Genomic DNA, 11,358 nt, shown 5'->3' on the forward strand with positions numbered 1-11,358 from the left:
ATGGATCACGCTAAGCAGTTGATCGCAGTAATCGATGAGCCTGGCCCCGAGCGCGATGCGCTGGCCGAGGCGATTACTTGCGACGGCATGTGGGTGTACGCCGCCGATAACATAGCCCATTTGCCTAACGGCACTGCGTTGATCGTCGCCCATGCGCGCGCTGTGCCGCGGCAGCAATGGTCGCCGTTAACGCTTCGGCTGCCCACGCTCATCGTGAGCGACTCTCGCCAGGATGCTGACCTGATCAAGGCGATCGATGTGGGGCTGGTGGATTATATCGTGCACCCGCTACGCCATACTGAACTACTGCGCCGGATGATTCGCAAAGCGATCGAGCTGCACGCTTTGGCGCAGGAGCGTGACCGTGACCGTGAGCGCCTGGCAGAGCTCAACGAGAGCCTCGAGACGCACTTGGCGCTATTGCGCATGGATCAACAAAGCGGGGGCCATATTCAGCGCCGATTGTTGCCCGCGCATCCCAAAGTGATCAGTGGCGTTTACTACGACTACTGGTTTGCGCCATCGCTGTATTTATCAGGCGACTTTCTTGACTACCAACGTTATAACGATCGCTTCAGTGCGTTCTACTTTGCCGATGTGTCGGGGCATGGCGCGTCGTCTGCTTTCGTGACGGTGCTGCTCAAATATCTGTGTAACCGTTGGCTCAACGAGTGGGATGGCCAAGCCCCAGAGCAATTGCCCCCCCACTGGCTCGCGGCGATGAACCGTGAGCTGCAGGATACCGATATTGGAAAACATGCCACTTTATTCGTCGGTGTTATTGACCATGAGGCGCATACTCTTCACTATTCGCTCGGTGCTCAGCTACCGATGCCGCTGCTCGCAGCCGACGGTAAACTAGAGCGTCTTGCTGGGGAAGGGATGCCGGTAGGCCTTTTCCCCGATGTGGAGTACCCTGCGCTTAGCTGTGCTTTACCGGCCAATTTTCGTTTATGGCTGTGTTCAGACGGTGTATTGGAATGCTTGCCGGGTAAAACGCTCGACACGCGGCTCACGGAACTTGAGCAACTCGTTAGCGAAAGTGTCACGCTTGAGCAGCTGCGCGACCGGCTAGCCAGCACCAACTCGCTCCTCGAAAAGGGCGATGCGGATGATGAGGCGAACCAAGACCGCGATGCTTTACCCGATGACCTGACAATCATGATGGTGAGCGGATTTGGTCATGCTGATTGAAGAGGGCCGTATCAAAGCGGCGTTCGACTCTGGTGTTTTTGTCTTGAAGCTCTGCGGAGACGTGCGACTGACGCTGTGTGCCACGCTCGATACGCAAGCGCAACGCCTTGCCCAAACCCCTGGGCTCCAGGCGGTGATGATCGACCTGCGCGAAGCGACCAACGTGGATTCCACCGCGCTCGGCTTCCTTGCGAAAGTCGCTATGGCCGTCAAAGGGCGGTTGGAACAGCCGCCGACGATCATTGCCGATAACCCCGACGTGCGGCAGATGCTCGACGTCATGGGATTTGCGCGCTTTTTTACGCTAATGGAAGCGCCTCTGCAGCCCACTACCCCGCTCAGTTCATCGATGCAAGATTTGCCAGCCGAGCCTGCCGATGAAGAGGGCCTGCGCACACGTATTTTGGAAGCGCACCGTATTTTGATGCACATGAACGAGCATAATCGTGAGCAGTTTCAACCGCTGGTCGAAATGCTCGAATCGCAATCGACGGTGACACATAAGTAAAACGCCCTCTTAGCGAGCGGTTAAGAGGGCGTCCTGGTTGGGGGCTGCCGAGGCAGCGCTTACCCTTGGCGTAGCGCGCTCAGCAGCTCCTCGAGCTTACGCTGATCGGCCATGAATTTGCGAATACCCTCGGCCAACTTGTCTGTCGCCATTTCGTCTTCGTTCATCTCCCACCGGAAATCAGCCTGCGCTAGCGCTTGCTCGATGGAGCTGCTAGCACCCATGGGCGTTAACTGCCGTGGCAAGTCACCCTGCAGCTCGTCGAGTTCGTTGAGCAGAGCAGGGGAGATGGTGAGTCGATCGCAGCCAGCGAGTGCCTGAATTTCATCGACGTTCCGGAAGCTCGCTCCCATGACGATCGTGGGGTAGCCATGGCCTTTATAGTAGTCGTAGATACGTTTTACCGACTGTACGCCCGGATCATTGGCGCCGCTAAAGTCGGCTTCCGGCGAACGGGCTTTGTGCCAGTCGAGGATGCGGCCAACGAACGGTGAAATGAGCGTGGCACCGGCGTCGGCACATGCCTGCGCCTGAGCAAAGCCGAATAGCAATGTCAGATTGGTACGAATGCCGTCGCGCTCCAACTGGCGGGCGGCCTGAATGCCTTCCCAGGTAGAGGCCATCTTGATCAGAATACGCTCAGGACCCACGCCGCACTCGGCATAACGCTCGATCAGCGAGTGCGCCTTGGCAATCGTGGCGTCACGGTCAAACGAGAGGCGGGCGCTGACTTCGGTCGATACGTAGCCGGGTACCAGCTTGCTAATTTCGCTACCGATATCCACCGCTACACGATCGACCGCGTCGTCCAGATCGGTGCTGTCTTTGGCAATACTGGCCAAGCGAGCCCGTCGTTCCTCTTGCTGGGCAGCTTGAAGAATCAGCGATGGATTGGTGGTGGCGTCCTTGGGCTGAAAACGGCGGATGGCCTCCAGGTCTCCCGTATCGGCCACCACAGTGGTCATCTCTTTCAATTGGTTTAATAGGCTAGTGGCCATGCAGTGCTCCTTGTTTGAGTCAAGGTTACTCTAACAAGGCTGACTCACGTTGAGTATGGTTGATCGGTAACGTTGGCGAAGAATCTGCGGCGCGCCACTGGTAATCAGATGCCCGGCACTGTTGGTTTACCTTGAATTGGGCCGCTTTCTCGCGCATCCCTTCGGCGGCCGACTCCAGCGACATGGCGTCTTGTGCGGTGGCATCGACCTGCCGAGCATTCGCCTGTGTCACATGGGTTTGTTCCTGTAATGTTTTGTTGATCTCTTCGATGTGCTGGTGTTGCAGGTGGGCAGCATCGGCGATGTCGGTGATTACTCGGCGGGTCGAGGAGATCGAGCCCACCATCTCTTCGAACTGTTGACTGGCATCGCGGGATAGCTGATTACCCCGCTCGATACTCGCATTGGAAGATGCCAATAAGTGACGAATTTGGGTCGCGGCTTCCGCGCTGCGGGTGGCCAGTGAGCGTACTTCTGCAGCCACGACGGCAAAGCCGCGGCCCTGCTCACCCGCTCGCGCGGCTTCTACCGAGGCGTTGAGAGCGAGCAGGTTCGTTTGGAACGAAATGCTATTGATGACATTGACGATGTCGTTGACCTGCTTGGCGTGGGTGTCGATCTCTCCCATGGTCGACAGAAAGGCTTCCATGGTCTGGTGGCTCCGCTGTGCCTGCGCCGTCGCATGTTCGGTTAACTCTTTAGCCTGGAGAGCATGTTCAGCGGTATGCGCCACACTATCGGTTAACGTATGGACGTTGGTTGCCGTGCTGTCCAACGAGGTGGTTTGCTGATGAGTGCGTGTGGCGAGGTCCTCATTACCCAATGCCAAACGCTGAGCGCTTTGGAAGACGTGCTGACTGTTGTCATGTAGCTGGGTGACGGTGCCAATGAGAGAGGTTTGCATGACGCCCAAGGCAGCATAGAGCTGGCCGATTTCATTGTTACCTCGAGCGGGAACCGCCTTGCTCAAATCCCCGTCGGCCATATGACGGAAGTGGACGATCAAGTGGCGAATGGGCTGAAGCAACTGGTAATGCCCAAGCCATATCAGCGATCCCATGAGTGCGAGTGAGATCGCCATACCCAGGGCCAAGCCAACGGCGACCATGCCACCACGCTGCTCGGCCTTTTGCATCAGACTGACGCCTTGCTGATCGGCGACCTGATAAAATGCGCGTGCATGACTGGCTAGCGCCTCGCTGTGCGCCATGGCTTCCAGCGTGATTTGTCGATAGCCACTGCGGTCACCGGAGGTGATGGCATCGTGCTGCGCATCCATGCTAGCCAGCAGTTGATGGGCTCTATCATCGATGGCATCGCGTAGCGCTGAATACGGGCTGTTCTGTGTGGCTTGCAGAAAGCTATCAAGTGCCTGTGACATTTCGTTCAACTCGTACTCGACCGCTTCAAGCGCTGCAATAGGATCACCGAGCGAGGGGCGCAGTTGTCGCTCTAAAGCGCGATCCATGCGATTGAGTCCTTCTAAACTGGCGATGTGTAGTCGATTCAGCGAAGACGCTTGCTGCACGTTGACCAGCTCCAAAGCGGCCAGATCACGCTGGCTCTGCTGCATGATGTGCCATGCTAGCGCGGCAAACATCAGCAGGCAGCCCGCCATCAAGAGCAGTGCCGATAGGCTTAGCTGGCGTAACGAAATGTTTTCAAGTTTTGTGAGTGTCATCATGCCCCCAGGTATTCCTCATTCGACTCATGAAGCCAGCTTAATAGGCAAATGTTTCAGTTCTGAGTGAACGGTGCGAGATCCTGGGGTTGAGTGTATGATTAGCGTCCTATCTAAATGGCCGCCAGGCGGTCGACCAGCGTAGCTGTGAGGAGATGTATGGAACTCAATCCGCGTCGCGTGGCGCTTTTGGTGGCGGCGAATACGGCATTGGCCCCTTTTGCGATAGATGCTTATCTGCCAGCCATGGGCGTGTTGGCGGAGAGTATCGATGCCAGCATTCACCATACCGAGCTTTCCATTAGCATGTTCTTGTTCGGCTTTGCGCTGGGGCAGCTCTGTTTTGGGCCTTTGTCGGATCGTATAGGACGCAAACCCGTCCTGCTGAGTGGGCTGGTTGTCTTTATGCTGTCCAGCTTGATGATCACCACTGCTGATAGTTTGACCTCACTGTTGATATGGCGATTCGTACAAGCACTGGGAGGCGGGGCTTGCGTGGTGAATTCGGCAGCCATTGTGCGTGACTGCTTCAGCGGGCGTGAGGCTGCCAAGGTCATGTCTACCATGGCCATGATCATGATGCTGGCCCCGCTGGTGGCTCCGGCGGTTGGGAGTCTGCTGCTGCATATTGCAGGCTGGTGGCTGATCTTCGTCTTTCTAGCGGTCTATGCTGGGTTCTTATTATGGCTGTTGGGCACGCGATTGCCCGAAACCCGTGACCCCAGTTGGCCCGCCGCCACCCCACGTCAGGTGTTGGGCAACTACGCCAGCGTGATGCGTCACCGAGAGGGAATGGGCTACATTTGTGCGGTGGCCGCCTCTTTTGCAGGCCTGTTCGCTTTCGTGACGGCATCACCGTTTCTCTACTTAGACTACTTCTCCCTCTCTCCGGGAATTTACCCGCTGGTGTTTGGTGTCAATGTGGTCATCATTGCTCTCTCTAATCGGCTGAATATTCATCTTCTGCGTAAGCGGACGCCGCAGCAGAACCTGCGGTTTGGTTTGGCGGTACAGCTATTCGCGGCGTTGGCGTTAGTCGTCACGACGGCGCTTGGCCTGGCTTCATTACCTGTCGTGGTGGTGTTGGTAATGCTCTTCACTGGGATGATTGGACTGATTACACCCAATGCCATTTCGTCGCTGCTGGATCATTTCGGTCATATCAGCGCCACGGCCACGGCACTACTGGGGGGCATCCAGTTTAGCTGTGGCGCGTTGGCGGGTGTACTCGTGGGACTCTTCCAGGTCGAGCATCTTTGGCCAATGGTGCTAACCATGTTAGGGGCGGCGCTGCTTGGGAATATTGGGGTGAGAAAGCTTACTCGGGTGTCTTGAGCGTGATGGTATTGGAAGGGTTGGAGCTCTCGCTAGGACTTTCACTGGATAGGTGGCTTGCCTGTGCCGGGGTGCTGCTACTAGGTGCCTTCGTACAGCGTGCGACGGGGTTTGGCCTTGCCGTCGTTGGGGCGCCGCTGCTGCTGATGCTGGAGCCTCGGTTGGTGCCTGTCGTACTGGTGCTGTTTGGTTTTACGGTATCGCTAATGATGGTACGTCGCTATTGGCACGAAGTGCATCTGAGCGAGATCGGCGTGGCACTGGTGGGGCGGCTGCCGGGTAATGGGCTGGGCATCTGGCTGCTGCTGGCGGCGCCCATGGCCGTGCTGGAAACGCTGATTGCCGCCATCGTGCTGTTTGCGGTCGGTGTCACGCTGTGCCGTTTTCATGTGCCGGTGAATCGCGTCACGCTGTTCGTGGCCGGTGTGCTGTCGGGCATCTTCGGCACCGTGGCGGCGATTGGTGGGCCGCCCATCGTGCTATTGATGCACGGCTTTTCGCCCGATCGAATGCGCGGTAATTTGGCGGCCTTTTTCGTCATCACCTCGCTGTTGACTCTGGCGACGCTGGCGCTGGCGGGGCAGCTCAGCGCATGGCATTTCAAGCTGGCACTGACGTTTTTGCCTGCCGTATTGGTCGGCAATGCGTTGGCCGATGCAGTGGCCCACCGGCTGGATAAAGTGCTGCTGCAGCGCTGTTCATTGGCACTATGCACGCTAGCAGCACTGGGGCTGCTGCTTTGAAGTCCTTGGGCCAACGCTTCGTTAACATTCCTTGCTAAAAAAATTACCACTGTCATATTTCTGCAATCGTCACTGTGCAAACTCCTCGGTGTGAAAGGCCAATCGCCAACATTGCCGAACGGGTTAATTCAAGCAGCCCGGGCATGAAACCAGAGGGGACATGACGATGAAAGTAACGAAAAAGACACTTGGTGTTGTTGTTGCTGCCGCACTCGCTACCGGCGTATCGACTGCCGCCGTAGCTCGTGACACGGTGCAGATTGCCGGTTCTTCCACTGTACTTCCGTTTGCCAGTATCGTTGCCGAAGAGTTTGGTAACACCTATCCCCAGTTCAACACGCCGGTCGTCGGTTCTGGCGGCTCCGGTGGCGGTTTGCGTCAGTTCTGCCAGGGCGTTGGCGAAAACACCATTGACATCGCCAACGCTTCTCGCGCCATTCGCAGCGGCGAAGTGGCCAGCTGTAACGAAAATGGCGTCAACGAAATTCTCGAAGTGATGTTCGGCTACGATGGTATCGTGTTTGCTTCTCGTATCGACCGTGGAGAGTTCGCGTTAACGCCTGAGCACGTGTTCAAAGCCGCTGCCGCACAAGTCACACAAGATGGTCAGCTGGTCGACAATCCCTACACCCGCTGGAACGAAATCGACAGCAGCCTACCCGATCAGGAAATCGTGCTGGTGATTCCGGCTTCCAACCACGGCACCCGTGAAGTATTCGAAGAGAAAGTCATCCACGCTGGCTGTGAAAGCGATGCCAACGTAGAAGGCGATGCCTGTAACTCACTGCGTGGCGATGGCCGTATCGTCGAGATCGCGGGTGACTACACCGAAACGCTGGCTCGTCTGGATGCCCAGGCAGATGCCGTTGGCGTCTTCGGTCTGAGCTTCTACGACCAGAACCGTGACCGCCTGCAAGTGGCTACTGTGGATGGCGTAACGCCCAGCCTGGAAACCATCGGTTCTGGCGAATACCCCGTTTCTCGTCCGCTGTTCTTCTACGTGAAGGGCGAGCACCTGGACGTGATTCCTGGTCTGGCCGAGTACACCGAGTTCTTCCTGAACGACATGATCTCTGGCTATGGCAGCCCGCTGGAAGACGCTGGTCTGATCCCGATGAGCGAAGAAGAGCGTGCTGAAGCACTGGCTGAGTTCCAAGCCCGTACCGTGGTAAGCGTAGAAGAGTAAGACTGCCCTTGTCGCTTGACAGCGATGTGTAGGTAGGTATCGCGCCAGCATCATGAAAATGATGCTGGCGCTTGAACGTAGGAAATCATGGGCGGAGAGAGAATGAGTAACATTGCCTTGATAGCCACGCTACTCGTGATAATGGCCTTGGCTTACCACTTAGGGTTAACACGTAGTCGCGCGGTTGCGGCAGAGCACGATGTGCGGATGCATTCGCGCCCCGGTTATTATGGAGCGTTGGTGGCCCTTTGGTGCGGGTTGCCAGCGCTTGCACTGTTTATATTGTGGTCGCTGCTGGCGCCACAATTGATGGATATGCTGGTCGTTCAACAACTGCCCCCCGAGCTAGTGGCGGGTATGAACGAACGTGAAATGGCTACCTTGTTACGGCGCATTACTGCGCTAGCCAACGAGCGAAATGTGGCGGGTGGCGGAAGCCCCGAAGAATTAGCGGCGGCCGCTCACATGGCTCGCTTGCAGACCTTTCAGAACACGACCCTGATCGCACTGTTGGCCGTTGTGGCGGTGGTGGGGCTGGTGCTTGCTCGCCGTCGCGTTTCTCCCCAATGGCGTGCACGTAACCATGTCGAAAAAGTGATCTCTATTGCGCTGGCTTCTTGCTCGGCCATTGCGATTTTCACCACCGTGGGCATCGTGCTGTCGATGCTGGGCGAAGCGCTGAAGTTCTTTAGCTTCATCAGTCCAGCAGAGTTCTTCTTTGGAACGACCTGGAATCCTCGCTTCAGTACCTCGGGTACCGATGCGCAAGGCGAATTTGGTTTACTGCCTCTGCTATGGGGCACCATGATGGTGAGTATCATTGCTTTGTTGGTGGCCATTCCTGTGGGTCTGATGACGGCGATTTACATGGCCGAGTACGCTCCCCCTTGGCTGCGTAGTGTGGCCAAGCCGATCATCGAAGTGCTGGCGGGTATTCCCACGATCGTTTACGGTTTTTTCGCGTTGATCGTCATCGGTCCGTTTTTGTCTAGCCTTGGGGATGTGGTGGGTATCAACATTCGCACCACCAGTGCACTAACGGCGGGTTTGGTGATGGGCATCATGATCATTCCATTCGTCTCGTCCTTGTCAGACGACATCATTACCCAAGTGCCTAAGTCGTTGCGCGATGGTGCGCTAGGGTTGGGTGCAACGAAGTCCGAAACGATTCGCCAAGTCGTGTTGCCTGCTGCGCTTCCAGGTATCGTCGGTGCGTTTTTGTTGGCCGCCAGCCGCGCCATTGGTGAAACCATGATCGTGGTATTGGCGGCTGGTAATAATCCGGTGCTTCACGGCAATCCGTTCGAAGCGGTGTCGACCATTACGGTGACCATTGTCAACCAGCTGACAGGGGATATGGACTTTGCCAGCCCGCAGTCGCTGGTGGCTTTTGCTCTGGGGCTGACGCTGTTCGTCATTACCCTTGGCCTGAATGTCATCGCACTGGTTGTGGTGCGTAAATACCGCCAGCAATACGAGTAAGCGACCATGTCTATTACGATTGAGCAGCGCCGTCAGCACCGTCTGACAACGATCGAAAATTCGCTGGCAAGACGTCATCGTCAAGAAAAGCGTTTCCGCTTTGCGGGTTTGGCCGCGGTAGTGATTGGCCTCACGCTTGTCACCATTCTGTTCATCAGTATTTTGATGCGCGGTGTGCCGGCATTCTGGCAGTCAACTCTGTATCCAGAAATTTACTTCGATCCTGAAGTGATTCAACTTGACGAGAAGCCCGAGCGTGCCAGTGGTGAAAGCCAGGCGGCCTTCGATGAGCGCTACACACAGTGGTTGATTCAAGCGGGAATGGTAAATTGGCAGTCGCTGATCGACCGCGCCATGGAAGAGGCGTTAGGTGTCGAGGTCGAGCCACGCCAACTGCGCGACTTACGTGCATTAGTCGCGTCGGATGAGCGTTTTTCCCTGCGCGATCAGTTCGTCGAGAATCCTTCCCTATTGGGTCAGACCGTCGAAGTTAAAATGCTGGCCGCTGCGGATGTCGATGTCTGGATAAAAGGCAATATCGACCGCTCCCTGCCGGATTCACGCCAGCAGCTAAGCGCTCAAACGCGCGAGTGGGCGGATCGTCTTTACGATGAAAATGTCATTCGTAACTCTTTCAGCACCTCGTTGTTCCTCAATACGGACTCGCGCAGCTCGCCTGCGTCGGCAGGCCTGGCAGGCGCGTTTATGGGGTCGCTGTTCATGATGCTGATCGTGATCGTGCTATCGGTACCAATTGGTGTGGCTAGCGCCATCTACCTCGAAGAGTTCGCCCCTAAGAACCGGCTGACCGATCTCGTCGAGATCAATATCAATAACTTGGCGGCAGTGCCCTCCATCGTGTTTGGCTTGCTGGGGGCCTCCATCTTCATTGGCTATCTGGGCTTGCCGCTATCAGCCCCGCTGGTGGGTGGCCTTGTGCTGACGCTGATGACCTTGCCTACCATCATTATCGCGACTCGGGCGTCGCTGCGCTCTATTCCTCCCTCCATACGCCAGGCGGCCTTGGGAATTGGAGCGTCGAGAGTGCAGACCGTTTTCCATCATGTGCTGCCTTTGGCGCTGCCCGGTATTCTAACGGGTTCCATTCTGGGCGTTGCCCAGGCGCTGGGTGAGACGGCGCCGCTGCTATTGATCGGCATGAATGCATTCGTATCCAACGTGCCTGCTACGCCGTTGGACCAGTCTGCTGCGCTACCCGTGCAAATCTATCTATGGCAGGGTAACGAGCTACGTAATTTCTTCGAAGCGCGTACGTCAGCGGCCATCATTGTACTGCTGGGGTTGATGCTGAGCCTGAATGCACTGGCAATCTGGCTGCGTAAAAAATTCGAGACGAGGTGGTAAGTGAATACTTCAACAGAGCCAAAGACATCCCCTATGGTGAGCGTGGGCGCTGGCGAGAGCCGCACCAGTAAAGCCACTGACACGGTCAAGATGAGCGCCCAGAACGTCAAGGTCTTTTACGGTGCCAGCCAAGCGATCAACGGCATCGACTTGGACGTGTACGAAAACGAAGTGTTGGCGTTCATCGGGCCTTCTGGCTGCGGTAAGTCTACCTTTCTGCGCTGTTTGAACCGTATGAACGATACCATCGACATCTGTCGGGTGGAGGGCAAGATCACCCTGGATGACAAGGACATCTATGCGCCGGATCGCGATGTCGTGTTGCTACGCGCTCAAGTCGGTATCGTGTTTCAAAAGCCTAACCCGTTCCCCAAGTCGATTTATGAGAACATCGCCTATGGTCCGCGTTTGCACGGGCTGGCAAAACGCAAGGCGGAGTTGGATGACATCGTCGAAAGTAGCTTACGCCGTGCAGGCCTCTGGGACGAAGTGAAAGATCGCCTGGATCAGCCGGGGACGGGGTTATCGGGGGGGCAACAACAGCGCCTGTGCATTGCCCGTACCGTGGCCGTTAGCCCGGACGTCATTTTGATGGACGAACCCTGTTCGGCCCTGGACCCCATCGCGACGGCCAAGGTCGAGCAACTGATCGATGAACTCAGCGAGAGCTACACCATCGTCATGGTGACGCACAACATGCAGCAGGCGGCACGCGTGGCGGATCGCACGGCGTTCTTCCACATGGGTGACCTGGTGGAGGTCGATAGCACCGACGAAATCTTCACTAATCCGCAAGACCAGCGTACCCACGACTACATCACGGGGCGCTTCGGATGATGTAGCGCCGCTCACTCCCTATCGCGCAG

Annotated in this window: 9 protein-coding genes and 1 pseudogene; 8 read left to right on the top strand and 2 right to left on the bottom strand. The window is 56.6% G+C overall.

All coding sequences use genetic code 11. The features are described from left to right. The gene (locus GYM47_RS06410; protein WP_153842446.1) at positions 1-1,194 is read left to right on the top strand and encodes a PP2C family protein-serine/threonine phosphatase; all 1,194 of its coding nucleotides are present in this window, start codon (positions 1-3) and stop codon (positions 1,192-1,194) included. Then, positions 1,184-1,702, top strand: coding sequence for an STAS domain-containing protein (locus GYM47_RS06415; protein WP_139525634.1), 519 nt, complete (start codon positions 1,184-1,186; stop codon positions 1,700-1,702). The genes GYM47_RS06410 and GYM47_RS06415 overlap by 11 nt, the downstream gene beginning before the upstream one ends. Before the next feature lie 59 nt (positions 1,703-1,761). Here the strand turns inward: GYM47_RS06415 and tal are convergent, their stop codons facing one another. Both tal and GYM47_RS06425 read right to left on the bottom strand, forming a co-directional pair. Beyond that, positions 1,762-2,700: a transaldolase gene (gene tal, locus GYM47_RS06420; protein WP_139525635.1), complete on the bottom strand. Its 939-nt coding sequence runs from the start codon at positions 2,698-2,700 to the stop codon at positions 1,762-1,764. 25 nt (positions 2,701-2,725) lie between these two features. Next, positions 2,726-4,384 carry a methyl-accepting chemotaxis protein gene (locus GYM47_RS06425; protein WP_231125527.1) on the bottom strand — a complete coding sequence of 553 codons (1,659 nt, stop codon included), beginning with the start codon at positions 4,382-4,384 and terminating at the stop codon, positions 2,726-2,728. Positions 4,385-4,540: 156 nt separating this feature from the next. Between GYM47_RS06425 and GYM47_RS06430 the strand changes: the two genes are divergently transcribed. The 6 genes and pseudogenes from GYM47_RS06430 (at position 4,541) to pstB (ending at position 11,329) form a co-directional block, all read left to right on the top strand. Next, a complete protein-coding gene (locus tag GYM47_RS06430; protein WP_153842447.1) occupies positions 4,541-5,716 on the top strand; it encodes a multidrug effflux MFS transporter in 1,176 nt (391 codons plus the stop codon). Between the two features lie 5 nt (positions 5,717-5,721). Next, on the top strand, positions 5,722-6,459 hold the full coding sequence (locus GYM47_RS06435; protein WP_139525678.1) for a sulfite exporter TauE/SafE family protein: 738 nt from the start codon (positions 5,722-5,724) through the stop codon (positions 6,457-6,459). A 166-nt stretch (positions 6,460-6,625) separates the two neighbouring features. Continuing rightward, positions 6,626-7,645 carry a substrate-binding domain-containing protein gene (locus GYM47_RS06440; RefSeq protein ID WP_139525637.1) on the top strand — a complete coding sequence of 340 codons (1,020 nt, stop codon included), beginning with the start codon at positions 6,626-6,628 and terminating at the stop codon, positions 7,643-7,645. A gap of 102 nt (positions 7,646-7,747) precedes the next feature. After that, positions 7,748-9,127, top strand: coding sequence for a phosphate ABC transporter permease subunit PstC (gene pstC / locus GYM47_RS06445; RefSeq protein ID WP_153842448.1), 1,380 nt, complete (start codon positions 7,748-7,750; stop codon positions 9,125-9,127). 6 nt (positions 9,128-9,133) lie between these two features. Beyond that, complete coding sequence (gene pstA / locus GYM47_RS06450; protein ID WP_139525639.1) at positions 9,134-10,492, top strand: phosphate ABC transporter permease PstA; 1,359 nt, start codon at positions 9,134-9,136, stop codon at positions 10,490-10,492. Continuing rightward, positions 10,474-11,329: pseudogene (gene pstB, locus GYM47_RS06455) on the top strand (phosphate ABC transporter ATP-binding protein PstB). The gene pstA and the pseudogene pstB overlap by 19 nt, the downstream one beginning before the upstream one ends. Positions 11,330-11,358 lie beyond the last annotated feature (29 nt).

It is taken from the genome of Vreelandella piezotolerans (assembly GCF_012427705.1).
Lineage (GTDB): Bacteria > Pseudomonadota > Gammaproteobacteria > Pseudomonadales > Halomonadaceae > Vreelandella > Vreelandella piezotolerans.

Coding starts and splice junctions, on each gene's coding strand:
- GYM47_RS06410 (WP_153842446.1), top strand. CDS start 1: ATGGATCACGCTAAGCAGTTGATCGCAGTAATCGATGAGCCTGGCCCC.
- GYM47_RS06415 (WP_139525634.1), top strand. CDS start 1,184: ATGCTGATTGAAGAGGGCCGTATCAAAGCGGCGTTCGACTCTGGTGTT.
- tal (WP_139525635.1), bottom strand. CDS start 2,700: ATGGCCACTAGCCTATTAAACCAATTGAAAGAGATGACCACTGTGGTG.
- GYM47_RS06425 (WP_231125527.1), bottom strand. CDS start 4,384: ATGATGACACTCACAAAACTTGAAAACATTTCGTTACGCCAGCTAAGC.
- GYM47_RS06430 (WP_153842447.1), top strand. CDS start 4,541: ATGGAACTCAATCCGCGTCGCGTGGCGCTTTTGGTGGCGGCGAATACG.
- GYM47_RS06435 (WP_139525678.1), top strand. CDS start 5,722: ATGGTATTGGAAGGGTTGGAGCTCTCGCTAGGACTTTCACTGGATAGG.
- GYM47_RS06440 (WP_139525637.1), top strand. CDS start 6,626: ATGAAAGTAACGAAAAAGACACTTGGTGTTGTTGTTGCTGCCGCACTC.
- pstC (WP_153842448.1), top strand. CDS start 7,748: ATGAGTAACATTGCCTTGATAGCCACGCTACTCGTGATAATGGCCTTG.
- pstA (WP_139525639.1), top strand. CDS start 9,134: ATGTCTATTACGATTGAGCAGCGCCGTCAGCACCGTCTGACAACGATC.